18 protein-coding genes are annotated in these 19233 nt (G+C 43.3%); 12 read left to right on the forward strand and 6 right to left on the reverse strand.

Translation table 11 applies throughout. The features are described 5' to 3' along the window. Positions 1–57: 57 nt before the first annotated feature. Together DXX93_RS02350 and DXX93_RS02355 are read left to right on the forward strand one after the other, a co-directional pair. A complete protein-coding gene (locus tag DXX93_RS02350) occupies positions 58–270 on the forward strand; it encodes a PspC domain-containing protein (protein WP_116009803.1) in 213 nt (70 codons plus the stop codon). A 122-nt stretch (positions 271–392) separates the two neighbouring features. Next, positions 393–734, forward strand: coding sequence for a hypothetical protein (locus tag DXX93_RS02355; protein WP_116009804.1), 342 nt, complete (start codon positions 393–395; stop codon positions 732–734). Between the two features lie 35 nt (positions 735–769). On the opposite strand, the gene DXX93_RS02360 is transcribed toward DXX93_RS02355, so the two are convergent. Continuing rightward, a complete protein-coding gene (locus tag DXX93_RS02360) occupies positions 770–1510 on the reverse strand; it encodes an enoyl-CoA hydratase (protein ID WP_116006632.1) in 741 nt (246 codons plus the stop codon). A gap of 68 nt (positions 1511–1578) precedes the next feature. On the opposite strand from DXX93_RS02360, the gene DXX93_RS02365 reads away from it, so the two are divergent. From DXX93_RS02365 to DXX93_RS02375, 3 genes are read left to right on the forward strand one after another with little or no spacing between them, the layout of a single operon-like run. Continuing rightward, complete coding sequence (locus DXX93_RS02365; RefSeq protein ID WP_116006633.1) at positions 1579–2034, forward strand: copper chaperone PCu(A)C; 456 nt, start codon at positions 1579–1581, stop codon at positions 2032–2034. A gap of 14 nt (positions 2035–2048) precedes the next feature. Further along, entirely contained in the window at positions 2049–3035 is a 987-nt protein-coding gene (locus tag DXX93_RS02370; protein WP_116006634.1) for a DUF2333 family protein, read from the forward strand. 3 nt (positions 3036–3038) lie between these two features. Next, positions 3039–3821: a TIGR04219 family outer membrane beta-barrel protein gene (locus tag DXX93_RS02375; RefSeq protein WP_116006635.1), complete on the forward strand. Its 783-nt coding sequence runs from the start codon at positions 3039–3041 to the stop codon at positions 3819–3821. Between the two features lie 142 nt (positions 3822–3963). Here the strand turns inward: DXX93_RS02375 and DXX93_RS02380 are convergent, their stop codons facing one another. Then, positions 3964–4767 carry a substrate-binding periplasmic protein gene (locus DXX93_RS02380; RefSeq protein ID WP_116006636.1) on the reverse strand — a complete coding sequence of 268 codons (804 nt, stop codon included), beginning with the start codon at positions 4765–4767 and terminating at the stop codon, positions 3964–3966. Between the two features lie 576 nt (positions 4768–5343). Here DXX93_RS02380 and DXX93_RS02385 point away from each other — a divergent pair. Further along, a complete protein-coding gene (locus DXX93_RS02385) occupies positions 5344–7281 on the forward strand; it encodes an acyl-CoA synthetase (protein WP_116006637.1) in 1938 nt (645 codons plus the stop codon). 149 nt (positions 7282–7430) lie between these two features. Here the strand turns inward: DXX93_RS02385 and DXX93_RS02390 are convergent, their stop codons facing one another. Further along, complete coding sequence (locus DXX93_RS02390; protein ID WP_116006638.1) at positions 7431–7757, reverse strand: DUF1330 domain-containing protein; 327 nt, start codon at positions 7755–7757, stop codon at positions 7431–7433. Positions 7758–8341: 584 nt separating this feature from the next. Here DXX93_RS02390 and DXX93_RS02395 point away from each other — a divergent pair. From DXX93_RS02395 to DXX93_RS02405, 3 genes are read left to right on the forward strand one after another with little or no spacing between them, the layout of a single operon-like run. Beyond that, entirely contained in the window at positions 8342–9781 is a 1440-nt protein-coding gene (locus tag DXX93_RS02395; RefSeq protein WP_220347591.1) for a coniferyl aldehyde dehydrogenase, read from the forward strand. A gap of 13 nt (positions 9782–9794) precedes the next feature. Then, a complete protein-coding gene (locus tag DXX93_RS02400; RefSeq protein WP_116006640.1) occupies positions 9795–11438 on the forward strand; it encodes a GMC oxidoreductase in 1644 nt (547 codons plus the stop codon). 25 nt (positions 11439–11463) lie between these two features. Further along, positions 11464–12366: a bile acid:sodium symporter family protein gene (locus tag DXX93_RS02405; protein ID WP_116006641.1), complete on the forward strand. Its 903-nt coding sequence runs from the start codon at positions 11464–11466 to the stop codon at positions 12364–12366. Positions 12367–12484: 118 nt separating this feature from the next. Here DXX93_RS02405 and DXX93_RS02410 read toward each other — a convergent pair whose 3' ends face one another. From DXX93_RS02410 to DXX93_RS02420, 3 genes are all read right to left on the reverse strand, one after another. After that, positions 12485–13255: a substrate-binding periplasmic protein gene (locus DXX93_RS02410; protein ID WP_116006642.1), complete on the reverse strand. Its 771-nt coding sequence runs from the start codon at positions 13253–13255 to the stop codon at positions 12485–12487. Between the two features lie 338 nt (positions 13256–13593). After that, the gene (locus tag DXX93_RS02415; RefSeq protein ID WP_116006643.1) at positions 13594–13980 is read right to left on the reverse strand and encodes a tautomerase family protein; all 387 of its coding nucleotides are present in this window, start codon (positions 13978–13980) and stop codon (positions 13594–13596) included. A 48-nt stretch (positions 13981–14028) separates the two neighbouring features. Next, positions 14029–14490 carry a hypothetical protein gene (locus DXX93_RS02420; RefSeq protein WP_116006644.1) on the reverse strand — a complete coding sequence of 154 codons (462 nt, stop codon included), beginning with the start codon at positions 14488–14490 and terminating at the stop codon, positions 14029–14031. Positions 14491–14785: 295 nt separating this feature from the next. On the opposite strand from DXX93_RS02420, the gene DXX93_RS02425 reads away from it, so the two are divergent. The 3 genes from DXX93_RS02425 (at position 14786) to DXX93_RS02435 (ending at position 19047) form a co-directional block, all read left to right on the forward strand. Continuing rightward, positions 14786–16012 carry an NADH:flavin oxidoreductase/NADH oxidase family protein gene (locus DXX93_RS02425; protein WP_116006645.1) on the forward strand — a complete coding sequence of 409 codons (1227 nt, stop codon included), beginning with the start codon at positions 14786–14788 and terminating at the stop codon, positions 16010–16012. A gap of 277 nt (positions 16013–16289) precedes the next feature. After that, on the forward strand, positions 16290–17195 hold the full coding sequence (locus DXX93_RS02430) for a LysR family transcriptional regulator (protein WP_181902119.1): 906 nt from the start codon (positions 16290–16292) through the stop codon (positions 17193–17195). A gap of 559 nt (positions 17196–17754) precedes the next feature. Beyond that, positions 17755–19047 carry an OmpP1/FadL family transporter gene (locus DXX93_RS02435; RefSeq protein WP_116006647.1) on the forward strand — a complete coding sequence of 431 codons (1293 nt, stop codon included), beginning with the start codon at positions 17755–17757 and terminating at the stop codon, positions 19045–19047. Positions 19048–19233 lie beyond the last annotated feature (186 nt).

A 19233-nucleotide genomic window follows, 5' to 3' on the forward strand; every position in this document is an offset into this window, starting at 1 on the left:
GGTCAATATCGGTAGCCAATACCATTGCCACAAGTTAATGAATAAATGAGGTTTGTTATGAGTTATAAGGCGAGTTACTTAACCAAAAAGCAGTTAACCAAAGACGTATTACACAAAAAAGTATCAGGTGTTTGTGCTGGCTTGGCCCGCTATTACAACTGGCCACGTTGGGGGATTCGCGTTGCGGTAATTCTGGCGTTAATTACTTTTCCTGTGGCAACCGGTGTTGCTTACTTAGTTGCCGCTTTGTTGCTGCCAACCAGAGCATAATACCTGAACCCTAAGTGCTTACATTTGAGACGCGTATAAACTTAATCACAAGGAGGTGAATGCCCCACGTTAACAGCGAAGAATTCACCTTTCACTTTATTGCATATCCCGAGGAGCGGAGCATGTCTTTTTTCAAATCACTCGTGTTAGCCATTGTCGCTACCTTGTTTCTTACTTATGTACTTGGCACCAGTTTACTGGATCTGTTTGATGTGGATGTTTACATGGGGGATGAGTTAATTGAGCCACTAAAAGCCATTAGTTTTGCCGCTTTAACTGCAGTGGTATTGGTGATTGTTGCCATGGCCATTGTGCTGACGGTGTTTGGCTCGATACTATTTGTCGGGTTATTAGTGGTTGGCGCGCTAGGGTTAGCAGCCATTGGCGTGTTTTGGCCGGTATTGGTCGTCGCCTTTATTATTTGGTTGGTAATGCGTGATGATAAACGCTCAGTGCACAGTTAGAAAAATACGCGCACTGAGCATAGGGTAGATAAGCTTTATTTCGTTAAAAACTTGTTGAGTATGGCTCTACAGTCGTCAGTTTGCATCAAGCGGGCAAAGGTCGGAAATTCATGTTGTAGCGCATCTTCTAGTAAGTTAGCGTTGGCTTGCTTCATCAGCAAACGGGAACTCATCACGGCGTCGGCAGGTAAGCTGGCGATGCGCTCCGCATATGCAAGGGCTGTAGGCAATAGCTCATCTTTCGCCACTTTTTTGTTAATTAAGTTAAGTGATAATGCCGTATCGGCATCGAAAATATCGCCTAATACCATTAATTCAAATGCTTTGGCATGACCGACTAGTTGCGTAAGTAACAAACTAGAGCCCGCTTCTGGGCAAAGCCCTAGCTTACTAAATGGCATACCAAATTTAGCGTTGTCGGTGGCGATAACGATATCGGAATGCAGCAGTAACGTAGAGCCAATACCAATAGCAGGGCCAGCCACAGCAACCACAATCGGTTTGGTAAAGTCAGCTAATGCACGGACAAAATTGTAAGCGGCTGGTTCTTCACCGTCTGGGCAAGCAAGGAAGTCGGCCAGATCATTACCAGCGGAAAAACACTCATTGTTGCCTTGCAATAACAAACAGCGAATGTCGTCATTACTATTCGCTTCGCTAAATAGCTGAGTTAAGCTGTTATAGATAGCGGTGGTGAGTGAGTTTTTTTTCTCTAAATTATTCAAGGTGATAGTTAACACACCATTTGAAATGTTCGAAAGAATTAAGTTATCCATTTAGGGGCAGCTTAGTTACAATAAGATGGAGCAACAATAATCGTTCTTGAAAAGGATGTATAGCAAAGATGAGATTTTTCAGTAAAGCACTAATCGCTGTATCGCTGTTGAGCGCGGCATTTACCAGCCTTGTCCAAGCCAGTGACATTGAGATTAGCCAGGCTTACGTGCGTGAAGTTATTCCCGGAAATTCAGTAACTTCAGCATACATGACCATTAATAATCAAAGTAGCGCAGCGATCAAACTCGTGGCGGCGACAAGTAGTATTAGCCCAACGATTGAGATCCACGAGCACACCATGCACGATGGTATGATGAAGATGGGGCAGGTAGCAGGTATTACTATCGGCGCTGGTGAACAGGCAGTATTACAGCCAATGGGCTTACATTTGATGGTCTTCGATTTAGCCGCGCCACTAAAAGCAGGCCAACAGGTAACAATGACATTAGCATTTGAAGATAATCAGAAAATTGATGTCACTATGCCTGTGAGAAGTATAAAACAAGCAAAACATCATCATTAAGGAAGGTAGATAGCGTGAATTTTTCAACAAAAACTGTACTAGCAAGTGTTGCCGGTGTTTTTTTTCTGTTCTATTTAATCGGTGTGTATTGGAGTTTTGAGCCAGACACCATTGATATTAAGGCGAGTGTGACCCAAGCGGCGAGTGCAGAAAATGTTGCGCCTGTCGTTGGCTATACCACGACAACAGCATTAATTAACGTGACTGAAACTTTGTTAGATAAGCCAGGTGGTTACCTGAGCAATGACGTGCTGCCACCGTCGGTATTTCTGGATAACATTCCATCATGGGAGTTTGGAGTGTTAGAAATGGTGCGTGATATGGCGCTTGTTATGCGCCAAGAGTTAAGCCGCTCACAATCACAATCGCTAGAAAATCAGCACCTAAAAAATGCGCAGCCGCAACTGAATATCGATCACACTAGCTGGGCAGTGCCATCAGCTGAAAGTGAATACAGCAAAGCGATTGCCGAACTATACGCTTACCGCTCTGCACTGGCGGACCCTGCAACACAAAGCGCTCAATTTTATGCGCGCGCCGACAACCTTCGCGCGTGGTTAAGTGAGGTAGAAAAACGTTTAGGTAGCTATTCGCAGCGCCTAAGTGCAAGTGTTGGCCGCGAAGTGGTGAACACTGATTTAGCTGGCGATAGCGTCGCTCAACAATCGACATATTCTGCGCCCAACATCGCCATTAAAACCAGCTGGTGGCAGATTGACAATGAATTTTACGAAGCGCGTGGTGCATGTTGGGCACTACTGCACTTCTTAAAAGCAATAGAAATTGATTTCAGTGATGTACTTGAGAAGAAAAATGCCAAAGTAAGCTTGCAGCAAATCATTCGTGAACTAGAAGCGAGCCAGCAAAGCGTTTGGAGCCCGATGATTTTAAACGGTGATGGTTTTGGCTTCTTAGCAAATCACTCGCTAGTGATGGCGAACTATATTTCTCGCGCAAACGCTGCGTTAATCGATTTAAATGAATTATTGAGTCAAGGGTAAATCATGAAAAAAACATTAGTCGCCGCTGGATTAGCAAGCTTAATGTCGACTGCGGCGCATGCTGATGTCGTCGGCCTCTATATTGGCGCTCAAATTTGGGATAACGCGGCCGAAGGTATTTTTGGTGAGAGTGGTCAGCAGCGAGATTTTAATTTAGGTGACGAGCAACAAGGTAGCTACTTTATTGCGGTTGAGCACCCGATCCCACTGATCCCTAATATGCGAATTGACAGCACAACACTCGATACAACAGGCTCAACACTAATCACTGAGCCGCTAGAATTTGATGATCAAAACTTTGCCTCTGGTGCGCAAGTCGCGGCTAGTTTTGACGTCAGTTACATCGACTACACGCTTTATTATGAATTGTTCGACAATGGGGTGTTTAGCTTTGACTTTGGCTTAACAGCGCGCGATTTTGACGGCGATGTCACCTTGCGCTCGCAAGTGACCAGCAACGATTCAAGTGGTAACCCGGTGAGCAATACCATTGAAGGTACAATAAATACCTCTGAAATTGTACCTATGCTGTATGCATCGACTGAAATCGGTTTAATGTTTACAGGCCTAAGTTTGTTTGCCAATGGCAACTTCTTATCGATTGATGATCATACCTTGTATGACTATCAGTTAGGCGTGAATTACGCCGTGGTGGACAACATTGCTATCGATGTCAACGTGCAAGCCGGTTATCGTTCAGTCAAGTTAGAGCTTGATGATCTCGACGACCTGTACTCAGATCTTGAATTTGACGGGGTATTTGCAGGGGTGACTGTTCACTTCTAGTTTATCGATTGACCGATAACGCCGTTAAGCTAAATAGATAAAAAGCCTTACTCAGTAAGGCTTTTTGGTGTGAAAAGTGTCGCGTTTTGACATTTGTTATTCAATTTGTCTGCGACGTATTAACCTAGCTTAGTGCAATGCTTTAGTACAGCTGTTGTCTCTGGTGTCTACCGTTGAGCTGGGCCTGCCATAGCTTTAAGTTCTTTTCAAATAGCTGCTCAATTGTTTCGGTTTTAGCCAATCCAGCCAGGTCTTGGTTAAAGCGCGCAATAATCGACGCACAGTTCGAGTCTTTCACAAAACCAAAATGAATATAGCCATCTACGGCAAAAGGCGTGATGGCGACAATTTTATCCTTTAAACCACTGTTGGACAGGTAAGAGATCCCCGGATAATAGCCAGTAACAAAATAGTCTGCGCGGCCACGCAATACCATTTGAAAGTTTTGCGCCAAGCCTTTGACTTGCTGAATATTAAGGTATTGTTTAGCGAAGTCATCGAACTCTTCACCATGGCTATCACCCAAATTGATATTACCCACTTTACCAATTAAGCTACGCCAGCTGGTAAATGAAAATTCTTCACCTTTTTTAACAAATACTGCCACGGGATTATTTAGCACGGGCGCACTGGTAAAGTTCAAAAACTCACGGCGTGCAGGGGTATCCTTTAACCCTAACAATAAATCAGTATGGCCATGTTTGGCCATTTCTAATAAGCGCTTCCACGGTACTGGTGAACTGACCTGATAATTTAGTTTATAACGCTCTAGCAGTTGTTTGGTGATATCTATGGTGACGCCATAGAACTGGCCTTCGTGATACCAGTGAAAAGGCGGGTAGTTTTCATGTGCACTAACCGTGATTGATTGGCAAGACGCAGCTTGTGTTGTTGGCAACACCATAATGGACAACAGCAAAGCAAAAATTAATTTTACCAAGTTCAATCAAAACACCTATTACGTCTAATGTTGATGAAAAAGAGTACGATTTGGGCACTCAATTATCGCGAGCGCGCATCCTACCGTATGTTGGACAAAAATTACACTGTTTTAATGTTTTTTAGAACGGGTAGTTACATATTAATACAGTCTGTTATTGAATACCCTGTTAGCCATGGGTTATGGGCTTTAGTCGTGATTATCATACCTTCATCATTTGTGAGATTTTTTAATATTTGTTGGCTGATTATCGCGAATCAGTACGCTTGTGGATGCTTTTATCATTGAAATCAAAAGCTTTGGTTTTGTCGGCATGTCAGTCAGTGAATGATAGCTATATGGAGACTAGCTCAATGGTACGTTGAAGAAGTGGTTGACCTTTTCTACGTTCGCCCCCTAGTATAGAACAGCTGTTAGGATCGGCTACAGGCTAAGGACAGTAACGCCTATTCGAATTTTTAGTATCGCCTACAAAGTATTTTCACTTACTACTGGCTGGCTCCTCAATTACTGTCCGGTGTTACCTTTTCTAATTATGAAAGCTCGTGATAAGTTTTTACCGCTTAAGGAAGTAATATAGAAATGACTATTATAAATATAAAGACACTAAATGATGTCGAGTCGTTAGAGCAAGCAAATCCGGGGGCGAGTCATAGTGAATTTAACAACACTTATGACGCGATTAAACACAGCGCCGCTCAGCGTCCTGACAAAACGGCCATTTCATTCTTTTTACAGGGTGATGCCTACAACAACGCCCACGATATTTCTTACCAAACGCTACTCAGCAAAATTACCCAAGCTGCCAACTTCTTTGATTCAATTGGTCTGACTGAAAATGACGTCGTTGCGTTCTTTTTACCGAATACACCAGAAGCGCATTATGTGATTTGGGGTGGTGAAGCGAGATGCCAAATTTTGGCCATTAACCCGCTGCTTGAGCCCAAGCAAATTGGTGATTTAATTAACTCAGTGCAAGCGAAAGCTGTGGTTACCATGAACCCGATGCACCAAATTGAATTGTGGCCTAAGCTTGAACAGCTATTACCTGAGCTTGTTCATACTGAGCATGTGATTGGTATTGATATCGCACACCATGTGACGGGGCCAATGGCAGAGCCAGCACAAGCAATGCAAGCGCAAATGCGCGGCGCAATTAGTCTGCCAGCAGGTAAAACCTACCATAACTTTACCGCAGCTATCGCTGAGCAAAATGGGGAAGCATTAAACTTTACGCGCGAATACACAGATGAAACTATTTCATCGCTTTACTGTACGGGTGGTACTACAGGGCTACCTAAAATTGCGCGTCGTACCCATGTTAATGAATTAAGCAATGTAAAAGCGGTTCAGCAATCTAACTCGCAAATGCTTAACGAGGAAATGGTGGTACTTGGTGGCTTACCTTTATTCCACGTTAATGGCGCTTTGGTAACTGGCTTATTACCATTTACCGTTGGCGGTACTGTGGTCATTGCAACGCCGCAAGGCTACCGCGAGCCGAATGTTATCCCTAATTTCTGGGACATCGTTGAACATCACAAAGTCACAACTTTTAGTGCCGTACCAACAGTTTACTCCGCGTTGATGAACTTCCCAATTGAAGGTAAAGATTTATCGTCACTCAAGTTCGGTATTTGTGGTGCAGCGCCTATGCCTGTTGAAACCTTCAAGTCTTTCCAAGAAACCACAGGTATTAAAATTCTGGAAGGTTATGGCTTAACGGAAGGCACTTGTGTGAGCAGCTTAAACCCATTCCATGGTGAGCAAAAAGTTGGTTCCATTGGTCTTCGTTTACCGTACCAGCAAATGAAAGCCGTCAATATCGATGGTGACAAGATCACGCGTTACTGCGATACCGATGAAATTGGCGTGTTAGCTGTTCGCGGCCCGAACGTATTTTTGGGTTACCAACTTGAGCACCAAAATAAAGGCTTATGGCTTTATGATGAAGACGGCAATCGCTGGTTAAACACCGGTGATTTAGCGCGCCAAGATGAAGAAGGCTACTTCTGGCTAACAGGCCGTAAGAAAGAACTTATTGTTCGCGCGGGTCACAATATTGAGCCGAAATTAATCGAAGAGGCAATGTGTAAACACCCTGCGATCAACTTAGCTGCTGCTGTTGGTAAGCCTGATTTACATGCGGGTGAAGTACCTGTTTGTTATGTCCAGGTGGAAAACCCAAGCAGCCTAGATCCAGAGGAGCTACTGAGCTTTGCTGCTGCTGAAATTTCCGAGCGTGCGGCGATTCCAAAAGCAATTCACATCGTAGAACAATTACCGGTGACGGCGGTAGGTAAAGTATTTAAGCCTCAACTGGAAATGCAAGAAATTGACAAGTGTATTACCGCACTAGCAAGTGAGATGTTACCGCAAACTCAAGCAAGTGTTTCGGTTGCGCAAGATCCGAAACACGGTATTTTAGCAAGTATCGAGCTAGGTGAGTGTGATGGTGAAGCGAAAGCTGCATTTGTTAAGAAGCTAGGCGAATACACCTTCAAATCATCGTGTAACTAATATAGCCCGGTGCGCCAAGCGACAATATGTGGCTTGGCGTGAGTTGCTTTAGCCTAGCGTTAAACGATGGATCACAGAGTTAAGCCCGACTGGATTCAGTTGGGCTTTTTATGGCTTTCTTAATTCAATTGGTGTTAGTTCAATTGAGATTAGGCTTGTGGATAAAACAGCGGCTTTAAACCATCGAGCTTATCAAACAAGTGCCAAACGTAGTTCTTAGTGCCTTGTTCGCGATGCGGGTGCAGATCGGCTAACTCAGGATCATTGCAATAATGATCAAAGGCATCTTTGGACTCCCATTCCACTAAAATCATCACGGTTCTAGGCTCTATATCGCCGACGAGTGCACTGTTATATTTGCCCAGTGCTAGTACTTTACCGCCGTGCTTTTCAACTTCCGCTGCCGAGCGCTTCGCATATTTTAGGTATTCGTCATTGTCGGCTAAATCAAACAGGTTTAGTGCGTATACCGCCATGGTTAATTCCTTCTTTGTGCTTATTATTAGTCAGTTTTCTGGGTCAGTTGTTATTTATCTTGAGTCAGTTATTAATTGCTTAGAGTGCAGCTTGGTGTTTTTTTATGCAAGTCTTGTGTTCAATGCTATGCAAAATATTAACAACCCTTAGACAATCAAATAATTATTCACACTATGCACTTTTTAATAGTCTAAACGCGTACAACTTTATGGTAATACCAAGTGAATTAAATAATTGACCAATTCAGAGCGCTGTCAGCGGTGGGAGAACAAGCCAAATTTGTGCCGATATAGTTATTCTACATCCAATAAATTTGGCGCAGTTATCGCGATGCTGACACGCTCCCTAAGGGCGAGTTTAAAAGGCTCATATGCTGCGTTATTGATTTTGCTTCTCATGTAGAAAAAGGGGAGCGACCATTCTCTGCAATCAATGCCTTGCCTCTAAGCCTTTTAATTCTCGCTGAATGATTAAGTATTTATTTCAATTGGTATCAGTGCGTATTTAATAATAAAAACTAAAACAGAATGCGCCCGCTAAATACAAAATTATAACAGGGGGAACTATGGGGACTGTTGAAAACATGAATACCAACACTGAGTTTGGTTATTTGGAAGCGCAGTTAGTGGCGCAAAAAGCGTCTTTTCTTCACCAGCCAATGCCCAGTGCGCAAGAGCGCATTGATAACCTGAATAAATTAAAGTCGGTGTTAATGGAACACACTGATGAAATTGTTTCAGCCATTAGCATGGACTTTAGCAACCGACCAGAGGCTGAAACTTTACTTGCTGAGATCTTTCCCTTACTTGATGCGATTGAATACAGCAAAGGGCGCGTGAAGCGCTGGATGAAGCCAAGCAAAAGAAAAACGCCATTAACGTTACAGCCAGCTAAGGTTGAAGTGCTTTACCAGCCAGTCGGTGTCGTGGGTATTGTCGTTCCGTGGAATTTCCCTGTATTTCTTGGTTTATCGCCACTTGTCTCAGCACTCGCTGCCGGCAACCGCGCGATGATTAAAATGTCAGAATTTGCACCGCGCACTGCCGACTTAGTGCAACGTATGCTTGAGTCAGTATTTAGCAAAGACCAAGTTGCGGTATTTACTGGCGAAGTGGATGTCAGTTCAGCCTTTACTAAACTGCCGTTTGATCATCTGGTATTCACTGGTGCAACGTCGGTTGGAAAAATTGTGATGCGCGCGGCGGCTGAGCATCTAACCCCCGTCACACTAGAATTAGGTGGTAAATCACCGACTATTATCCATGATTCATTCCCAATTGAAGAAGCGGCGCAACGCATCGCGTTTGGTAAGGGGATGAATGCTGGTCAAATTTGTGTATCACCGGATTATATTTTTGTTCCAAGACACAAAGTGAATGCCTTTGCGCAAGCCTTTGTCAAAGCAATGAGCAAGGCCTACCCAAGTATTCGCGCTAACGATGATTACACCGCGATTATTAGTGACCGTCAGCTCGTGCGTTTAAAGTCTTATTTAGATGACGCGAAAGAAAAAGGCGCTGAGTTAATCACGATTAACCCAGAAGACGAAACCTTCGAAGACACCCGTAAGATGCCAATGACGTTGGTGCTCAATACCAATGAATCGATGCTGGTTGAGCAGGAAGAGATCTTCGGCCCAATTTTACCGATCAAAGCATACGACGATATTGAAGAAGCGATTACCTATGTTAATGATCGCGCTCGCCCGCTCGCGCTTTACTATTTTGATTGGGATAAAGAACGCGCGGCGAAAATGCTTGCGCGCACCCACTCGGGTGGCGTTTGTTTAAATGACACCCTGAGTCATGTTATGGCAGACGATGCGCCATTTGGTGGAATTGGTCCGTCAGGTATGGGTCATTACCACGGCAAAGAAGGCTTTGTGAATTTCAGTAAAGCCAAAACTGTGGTGACTAAAGGCCGCTTCGACAGCATTAAATTTATTGCTCCACCGTGGAACAACCCTGTCCACAAATTACTTACTAAAATGTTATGGTTTAAATTTAAACACTTAACTCGTTAGTCTGGAGCAATACATGAAAAAGCATACAACAAAGGCGACGGATTACGATTACGTAATAGTCGGTAGTGGCTTTGGTGGCTCAGTTAGTGCACTAAGGTTGAGTCAAAAAGGCTACAAAGTGTTAGTGATTGAAAAAGGTCGCTGGTACAAAGATAGCACTTACGCCCATAGCGCTTGGGATTTAAAACGCTGGCTGTGGATGCCCCTGTTAGGCTTGCGCGGCATTATGAAAATGACCGTGCTCAAGCATATCACCGTTTATTCCGGTGTGGGTGTAGGTGGTGGCTCTCATACCTATGGCGCGACATTACCGACGCCGAAAAAAGCGTTTTTTAATACCGGCTCTTGGGCAAAATTACAAAACTGGGAAGAAGTCCTTAAACCTTATTACAAAGAAGCGCTGCGTATGTTGGGTGCGCAAGACAACCCCAACTTCACGCAAGCTGATTTAGTGATCAAAGAACTTGCCGAAGACTTAGGCAAAGAGGATGAGTTTCACCCATCGCGTGTTGCCATATTCTTTTCCGACAAAAAAGATCATGGATCTTTCGTCAAAGATCCTTATTTTGATGGCGAGGGGCCAGAGCGCAGAGGGTGTATCGAATGCGGAAGCTGCTTTACTGGCTGTCGTTTTAACGCCAAAAACACGCTCGACAAAAACTATCTTTACCTCGCGCAAAAGTTAGGTGCTGAGATTGTCGCCGAGCAAGAAGTGCATGATATTTACCCTGCGGGTAAGAAAGATGGCAGCGAAGGCTACTTTGTCTCGTTTAAAAGCTCAAAACCTTATAGTTTCAAGAAAAACCATGTGGTACGCGCCAAAGGCGTGATTTTTTCTGGTGGCGTGCTGGGCACTGTACCGCTGCTATTAAAATTGAAAGAAAAAGGCTCACTGGCAGGCTTGTCTGACAAAGTGGGCGAAGATATTCGCACCAATAACGAGACGATAAGCACAGTAACCTCGTTCAAAGAAGACATTAACTTTGCCCAAGGGGTGTCAATTGGCTCAGTATTACATACCGATGATCACAGTCACTTAGAGCCGATAAACTATAACGCGCAATCAAGCGTGGTGAAGTTCTTACATGCCCCTAATGTTGTTGGCCGAACGATTTTAAGCCGTGCCGCCTCTTTCGTTAAGTTGATGGTGACTGAGCCGAAAGAAAACTTGAAAGTCTTGTTTACCAAAGACTGGAGCAAAAAGTCGATTATCTTGCTGTTTATGCAACATTTGGACAGTACCTTGTCATTAAAACGTGGCCTGGGTGGGCGACTCACCAGTAACTTAGGTCAAGGCCCAGCGCCATCGCGTTATATCAAAGAATCAACGGCGATCACTGAAAAAATAGAAAAGATTGTTGATGGTAAATCCAGTACTGGTATTACCGAAGCGGTTTTTGGTACACCATCGACAGCCCATATTCTCGGTGGCTCGGTGATGGCGGCAAGCGCAGATGAAGGCGTTATCAATGACAAAGCGGAAGTGTTTGGCTACCACAATATGTATGTGTGTGATGGCTCTGCGATTTCTGCAAACCCTGGTGTTAATCCATCGCTTAGCATCACGGCGTTAAGTGAATGGGCGATGAGCCATGTTCCTGATAAAAACTCAACAAAAAAGATAGCGCTTAGCCCATCGGCACGCGCTGATCACTAATTAATATAAAAAGAAGTAAATTACTATGGAATCAGCAATTACCTTTGCATTACTTGTAGCTCAAGGGATCATTATGTTTTCGCTTGGCATTGGTCTTGAAGTTAAAGACTTTAAGCGTGTTATTGAGCGACCCTATGTATTTTTTGTCGCTATGCTTAGCCAAGTGGTGCTTTTGCCTTTACTTGCGTTTGGTACCGCGTACTTGTTTGATTTTCCGCCAGTGTTTGCCGCGGGCTTAATGTTACTAAGCTTTTGCCCAGGCGGGGTGACAAGTAACATTATTTCCAAGTTATCAAAAGCGGACGTTGCTTTGTCGGTTTCGCTAACTGCCGTGGTCAGTGTCTTGGCATTTATGACGGTGCCAGTGCTTGTTGCCATGTCAATGAAACACTTTTTAGGTGAAGAGTCGGTGACTTTCTCGCTGTTTGATTTAGCGTTTGTGACCTTTCTAATCACCACAATCCCGGTTTTATTAGGCGTGTTGATTCGCCACTTTAAGGAAAATATTGCCAATGCGATCCAAGGCGGCTTAGAGAAAACTGCCATCGTACTCTGGGTTATTATTGTCGTCTTGGCAATTGCTAACTCGTTTGATCGTTTAGTTGATAGCTTTGCGGTGATTGGCGGCGGTCTGTTGTTCTTGCCATTTATCATGATGGTGATTGGTATCATCGTCAGCCGTCTGTTTGCGCTGAACAAGAAAGAAAGTAAGACCTTAGGCATTGAAACCAGTATTCAAAATGGCCCGTTAGCCATTGCCATCGCTGCGACCATTAACGATGCCGATTTAGCCATCACAGAGTTGGCGCTACCAGCGGCTGTTTACTCAATCACTATGTACTTTGTCGCCTTGCCGTTTATCTTTATCTTTAGAAATTGGGGTGAGGAAAATAACGTTACTGGTGCAAGTGCCGTTGCTTCGAAATAGCTAAGTCATCGCAATTATTTAGTCGGCCTTATTGAGCCAAAAAGCGGCGTTACTTGCTAAAAGTAACGCCGCTTTTTTATTGAATTTCTCATCCTAAATAACAGCTAATAAACTCAATTTACATTGCTGGCGGTGGGAACAATGCTTTTAAATGGCGAGTATCGTTAGGGTGCATAGCAGCCATCGTACCGTCTTGCCACATGCTATTAATGGCTTTATCAATGGTCGCGATAAAGGCTTGGGTTTTGTCACTGCGATGGCATGAGACGACCAGATAATCGGTGGATAATACGTGCTCTGCGTCAAAGCTTACGGGTTCGCTATTACGCGCTGTTGCCAGCATATTGATGACTGGATACCAGCCGACAATTAGCTCAGTACGCCCAAAGTGAAGCATATCAAATAAATGTCTGTGATGACTGGCAACAATATGGGTCGCGTTATCAAATGGCGGCATATTGAGTGCGTTAAACATTTTGATATTGCGCACATAGCCAATATTAATGTCAGCCAAGTCTTGAGCAGCTAATAGTGCTTGATTGCGCTCAAAGGTAAACTTGAAGAGCAGTAGGGCAGATATTGCCTGAGAGCGCACAATATCGTGTTGTTTGGTTCGATCAAAGTAACGATTAGAAGAGCCGGGCAGTATACAGTCGACTTTTTTATGATCGAATAAACTCATGGTTCTCGCCATCGGCATGACGTCATAATTTATCGTTACATTCGCTCGTCTGGCAATCTCTTGATAGATCTTATCCAAATAACCTTGTTTGTCGTGTTGCTGAATATTCTCAGCGAGTACGCCAGCAAATGTGATGGGCGCCTTGGCTTGGCTATATGACGTAAATAAGCTTACGGCAAGAATTAAGGGATAAACCGCTCGTTTCATTCTACTCCTACAACACTTTAATGGCTAAATAGCTCGGTAATTAAGGGTTAATTGCCTAATTCCGTTGGCTATTTATTCTTAAATAAAACTGTATGAGAGAAATTATAGCTGCGCTATATTGCCTGACTTTGATCAAAACAGGTTAATGAGCAGAAATTTCTGATAACGACATTCGCGATGAAACCCAATTGTCTCAGTACCAGTAGTAATGTACAAACGCGAATGTTTAAGAATTGTGTTTTCCAGCTGTACTAATATTGCACAAAGTATCGCAGCATTGCCACAAAGCAAAGCTGGAAAATCTTGGTATTATGTTGTGTTCCGTCTAAAAAAAACGGCTAAGCGTGTTCTTTTTGCAGCCATTCACAAAGTGCTTCTTCACCTGGCTCTGGCAGAATTTCACCACCTTCCATTACCCATTGGGCGGGCACTTCGTGCAATGAAAGATCAATTTCATAAGGAGTTAATTCAAGTAAAGCAGCAATGCGCTGTGTCATATCTGCCGAAAGCGTGTTGTTCATATCTGGCGTTCGGCCTTTTCGCACCGCACCTAAGACATTAACCGTCGCGCGTGGTTGCAAAGTGGCGTTGTGTGCAAATGTGACATTAACAAAGGTTTCTGGCGCACCGGTAATACCACAATGAACATCCATAATTAACACGGCGAGCTTTTCTCTCGTCGCTTCCGGTAGCGGGTTTTTCGTTGACACGGTATAAAGTGGCATAGTGTTATCCCTCAAATATTTAGTATTGCTATTAAAATTGTAGATGGGTTAAAGGTCTGTACTAGTGGTCAGATAACCCTTTTTGAAATAACCAACAATTAAGCGCAACATCATTTTCAGCTTAGTTTTCTTACGTACCTTTTCATCAACACGGGCATCAAAGGCTTCGTGCATTTGTTCGTACGCTGACATGTCTGGCGACACTAGGATGATTTCATTCTTATTACAGCCAGTAATATGTTGCCACTTCGCACAAATCTCACTCATAAATGGATGACGTTTGTCGGCTGGCATACCATCTTCTACGGGTAACTGCACGGTTGATGCACAAGACAGCTTACCGGCTATGTATGATTGACGATAAGGCAAGTCTAACCAAGCAAATACCAGGCGATAATCGGCACCAAAGTGGGCCTTATAAGTACTCGAGATCACTGCTTCAAGTTGCTTAATATTGTTATAGCCAAGTGAACCTTCTTGTATTGAGCAAATTACTCGAACCGTTTTCATTTACAAATCCACCTAAAACATATCAATGTTTAAATTACTGTTTGATTACATCATAGGTAAGGAAACTTAATTTCGAACAGTGAAAAAATTTACTCACCCTTAATAATTTATCGAATATAAGCTTTTGATATATGGATATTTCATAGAGTAATAACTCTAAAAAAGACCCGCTAAAGAATGTCAAAATTAGCCATTCAAAATTTTCATAACGCAGCAAAAATAAGTTCATTACCTTGCGTAATTTTTATTAAGTACTATCGTGGCACGTTAAACCCCAAGGTAAGATGGATTTAAGATGTCAAACACTCCACTATCAGAAGAGCTTAAACTACGTTCAGGTTCTGTTCTTAAAAACCGAATTTGTAAGTCTGCAATGAATGAAGCCATGGCAACTGGCGATGGCCGAGTAGTAAGACAGTTTGAAGTCTTATACCGTACTTGGGCAGAAGGTGGTTCAGGTCTATTAGTGACGGGTAACGTAATGGTCGATAAGCGCCACGCTAACGAACCATTAGCCGTTGCTGTTGAAGATGAGCGCGACATGCATTTACTAGAGCTTTGGGCTCGTGGTGCAAAGTCAAAAGGTGGCCAAATTTGGGCGCAGCTAAACCACCCGGGTAAGCAATCCCCTAAATTCTTAAACGGTCACCCGGTAGCACCATCTGCTGTACCACTAGCAAGCGATATGTTCTTCCCACCGCGTGAGCTAACTGAAGAAGAAATTTTAGATATTATCGAGCGTTTTGCTAACACCGCGAGCATTTTAGAAAAAGCGGGCTTTGACGGTGTTCAATTGCACGGTGCACACGGTTACCTGATTAGCCAATTCTTGTCACCAAATCACAACAAACGTGAAGATAAATGGGGCGGTAGCTTAGAAAACAGAATGCGTTTCGTGACTGAAGTGTACAAAGCCATTCGCGCTAAGCTAGGTAAAAACTTTGCTGTTGGTATCAAACTAAACTCTTCAGACTTCCAAAAAGGTGGTTTCACGCAAGAAGAGTCAATTGAAGTCTGTAAATGCTTAGATGAGCTTGGTATCGATATGATTGAAATTTCAGGTGGTAGCTGGGAGAACCCAGTAAACCGCAAAGGTAACCTGAAAGAGAGCACGAAAAAGCGTGAAGCTTACTTCTTAGAGTTTGCTGAGCAATTAAAAGAAAACGTTTCTGCACCAATCATGGTAACCGGCGGTTTCAGAAGCCAAGCAGCTATGGAAGAAGCGGTTAATTCAGGCGCGGTTGACGTGGTCGGTATTGCACGCCCACTAGCTGTTGACCCTGATTTAGCGAATAAAGTCCTTAACGGTCAAGGTTTTGTCTCAACGGTTCAGCCAATCACCACGGGTATCAAGAAAATTGATCAAATGGCGATCATGGAAATTAGCTGGTACACCGACAACATTCGCCGTATGGGTGATGGCAAAAGTCCAAAGACCAAAGTGCGAGGTATTTGGTCAGTGATCGCGGTACTATTTAACTTCTGGAAACGCGGTCAAACCGTTAAGCGCGTTCGCGCTTAGTAGGAATAAAGCGCCTACTAAACCTTTAAAGCAAGCAGTCAGAAGGTGGGCAAAGGATGACAAATCCTTTGCCCATTGCTATTTTTAGACCCCTGAATTTTTATCATTTACTTAGAATTCCCACCGTTCATCAGCGCTTATCTGTTTATAACTCGCCATTGATGTAGCGCAAACATTACTTGCTATAGCGCCTCGTTATATACGTTATTCCTATACATTCTATTAGCCACATACTATGCTAGCGGGCATAAAAAATTATATACAACAGGCATTTGATGTGATCGATATTTCAGATATCCACATGATCAAGGTGATCAGTGAGGTTGGTAGTATCAATAAAGCAGCTGAATTATTGAGCGTTTCACAACCCACTTTAAGCAAAAAAGTTAGTCGTCTAGAGCAGAAAATTAATATGGAATTGTTCTTCCGCGATAGCGCCGGCATGATCCCAACAGAAACTGCTCGCTTGCTGTTAAGAAAGGGCGATGAGTTAAAAAGTCAGCTCGATATTATCGAGCGCCAGCTGGAGTTAATGGCTAATTTAGTTGGCGGCACCGTGCGCGTTGGTGTTGGGCCTATTATTGAGCAAGATATTTTACCTAAAGCGTTATTAGATTTTGCCGAGCAAGATTACAAATTTAAAATTTCTGTGGTCACTATGTCGTCAGAAGGTTTACTTGATGCGCTAAAGAAAAGCCAAATTGATATCGCGATTGGGCCATTTGCAGGGAACGATGTACCGAGTGAATTTATTACGCCGTTCATGAATTACGACAAGTTAGTCGCCGCTGTGCGCAAAGATCACGAACTCGCGAAAGAGAAAAATGTCAGCCTTGAGGTGCTGATGAAATACAAATCCATCACGCCCAATATCCCGAAAAGCCTAGGTAGCCAAGTGACGGAATTACTGCGCGGACGACCACTGGATCCCGTGATCATTTGCGATAATTACAATATGGCTAAAACGATCGTCGCCAATTCTGATTATGTGACGGCTGGTCCAGAGACCCTATTCCATAAAGAGTTTGCCAGCGGCGAATTAGTAAAACTCGATTTTCAAACGGAAGTTTTTTGGCAATGCCGCTGCCTATTAAAACCAGAAAATTTATTGATCCCTGTGGTTAAAGAAGTGGTCGAATTATTCTCGCAATATATGCTCGCTGAGGGTGGCGAAGATAATTAATCATATCGAATCAAACGCTTAGTCAAGTAAATTCAGCTTGGCTAAAGCCCTGCAGGTCTACTGCGCTAGCATAGCAATGTTTAGGCGATTGTTCGTTGTTGACGCCTTTCCTTATCAAAATCTTTTATAGCTGTTGTGAAATAAATTTATTGTTCAGATTCATAAATTTCGCATAGCATCCCCGCGTGGAATTTATGGCGAGAATCGATGTTTTCTTCGCCATCTTTATCAGCATTTACCCAATGCTCAACTGGTATGGCTTCATTACTCAGTGCAGCTGGGGTAGAATGCTCCGCTTTTTGGCGTCGTATGTTGAAGTTTTTTAGTTGTATCGCATACTTTTTCTCTCAGTGAAAGCCGGATTTTTCTGGCTTGCAGTACACATACCTCTTCTTTTCAAACATTTCGCTAAATCCATCGTTAAGCAAAGTGAGCCGCTGGTTATCTAGCGTGTGAATGGACTGTTTGCGACTCTAACGAGTACTTTGCTTTTCAACGAGGTTGCCGCCATCAGGTTGATGTAACCATTAGAAAACACGAAAGAGTTATTATTAAATAAATGAAAACCAAATCTTTTAAATTAAATCTTATTGCAGCGGGCTTACAAGTTGGAGCCGTTTTATTATCTACTTCTGCAACAGCAGCGGGTTTCTATCTGCACGAGCACAGTGCTAACGGCTTAGGCCGTGCGTTTGCTGGTCAAGCAGCACTTGCTGAAAACGCGACAGTGTTATACTCAAACGCTGCCGCAATTACTGAATTCGACAAGGCTCAACTCAGTGCTTTTGCCAGCTACATTGATCCAGGTATTGATATTGACGGCACGGTAACTGTCGGCACTCCCGCTGGCACAGTGACTCATGACGCATCACATGACGACGTTAGTCCAAGCGCAGTTATTCCTGCATTTTTCTACGTACAGCCGCTAAATGACAAATGGTCTGCGGGTATTGGCGTATTTGCTAACTTCGGTTTATCAACTGACTTTGATTCAGACTTTAACGCGTTACACTTCGGTGACAGAGCTGAAATCACTAGCTTAGGCATCAACCCAACTATCGCTTATCAAGTGTCAGACGAGTTAAGCTTGGGCTTAGGTGTTACGGCAAGCTTTGTTGAAGCTGAATTAGGCTCTGCTGTTTCTAACGTTATTTCTGATGCCGTTGGCGGTTTAGTACCTGCAGGTGCTCAAATTGCACAAATGGAAGGTGATGATTGGGGTTATAGCTGGAATCTTGGTGTACTTTGGAAGCCAACAAGCTCAACTAACATTGGTTTAAGCTACCGCTCTGAAACTAAGTTAGCAGTTTCAGGTGACTTATCATCAGAAGTGATTGCAAGTGCAAATCAGTCAGGTACGGTTGATCTGGATTTACCTGCAGTTGCTGAACTTGCGATCAGCCAACAAATTACTGATGCGTTATCAATTCAAGCAAGCGCTAACTGGTTTGGTTGGAGCAGCTTTGATGTACTAGAAGCGGATTTAGCAGACGGTACTATTTTCCCTATTGCAGAAGAGCACTTTGAAAATAACTGGAAGCTAAGCTTAGGTGCAACTTACGAATTATCTGACGCATGGACAGTTCGTGCCGGTTACGCGTACGATGAAGGTGCCGCAGTCACTGAACATCGCACACTAAACATTCCAGATACGGATCGTCAATGGTTCAGTGCTGGTGCAACCTACACTATGGATGAGTCAACAACGATCGACTTCTCTTTATTAAAAGTTTATGGTCGTGAAGTGAGCCTTTCTGAGTCTCGTGCCGTTGGCCCGATCAGCTCTACGCTGAATGCTACGCAAAGCTCAAATGCAACTATCCTGAGTGCACAAGTTAACTATTCGTTTTAATTAGCATTTTAATCGGCACCTTAAACCTGCATTTTAAAAATAAGTTAAAGCACTAGTCGATTCAAAATCGAGTGCTATTGAAACGATAAAAGCTAGAAGACAGATACATTAGTATGTCTTCTAGCTTTTTTTTATGCTTTTTGTTGCTACTTGCTAGCAATTATCAGTCGAACAATGCTAATCAAA

Origin of the sequence: Thalassotalea euphylliae (assembly GCF_003390335.1) — a bacterium.
GTDB lineage: Bacteria > Pseudomonadota > Gammaproteobacteria > Enterobacterales > Alteromonadaceae > Thalassotalea_F > Thalassotalea_F euphylliae_B.

Coding starts and splice junctions, on each gene's coding strand:
- DXX93_RS02350 (WP_116009803.1), top strand. CDS start 58: ATGAGTTATAAGGCGAGTTACTTAACCAAAAAGCAGTTAACCAAAGAC.
- DXX93_RS02355 (WP_116009804.1), top strand. CDS start 393: ATGTCTTTTTTCAAATCACTCGTGTTAGCCATTGTCGCTACCTTGTTT.
- DXX93_RS02360 (WP_116006632.1), bottom strand. CDS start 1,510: ATGGATAACTTAATTCTTTCGAACATTTCAAATGGTGTGTTAACTATC.
- DXX93_RS02365 (WP_116006633.1), top strand. CDS start 1,579: ATGAGATTTTTCAGTAAAGCACTAATCGCTGTATCGCTGTTGAGCGCG.
- DXX93_RS02375 (WP_116006635.1), top strand. CDS start 3,039: ATGAAAAAAACATTAGTCGCCGCTGGATTAGCAAGCTTAATGTCGACT.
- DXX93_RS02385 (WP_116006637.1), top strand. CDS start 5,344: ATGACTATTATAAATATAAAGACACTAAATGATGTCGAGTCGTTAGAG.
- DXX93_RS02390 (WP_116006638.1), bottom strand. CDS start 7,757: ATGGCGGTATACGCACTAAACCTGTTTGATTTAGCCGACAATGACGAA.
- DXX93_RS02395 (WP_220347591.1), top strand. CDS start 8,342: ATGAATACCAACACTGAGTTTGGTTATTTGGAAGCGCAGTTAGTGGCG.
- DXX93_RS02400 (WP_116006640.1), top strand. CDS start 9,795: ATGAAAAAGCATACAACAAAGGCGACGGATTACGATTACGTAATAGTC.
- DXX93_RS02405 (WP_116006641.1), top strand. CDS start 11,464: ATGGAATCAGCAATTACCTTTGCATTACTTGTAGCTCAAGGGATCATT.
- DXX93_RS02410 (WP_116006642.1), bottom strand. CDS start 13,255: ATGAAACGAGCGGTTTATCCCTTAATTCTTGCCGTAAGCTTATTTACG.
- DXX93_RS02415 (WP_116006643.1), bottom strand. CDS start 13,980: ATGCCACTTTATACCGTGTCAACGAAAAACCCGCTACCGGAAGCGACG.
- DXX93_RS02420 (WP_116006644.1), bottom strand. CDS start 14,490: ATGAAAACGGTTCGAGTAATTTGCTCAATACAAGAAGGTTCACTTGGC.
- DXX93_RS02425 (WP_116006645.1), top strand. CDS start 14,786: ATGTCAAACACTCCACTATCAGAAGAGCTTAAACTACGTTCAGGTTCT.
- DXX93_RS02435 (WP_116006647.1), top strand. CDS start 17,755: ATGAAAACCAAATCTTTTAAATTAAATCTTATTGCAGCGGGCTTACAA.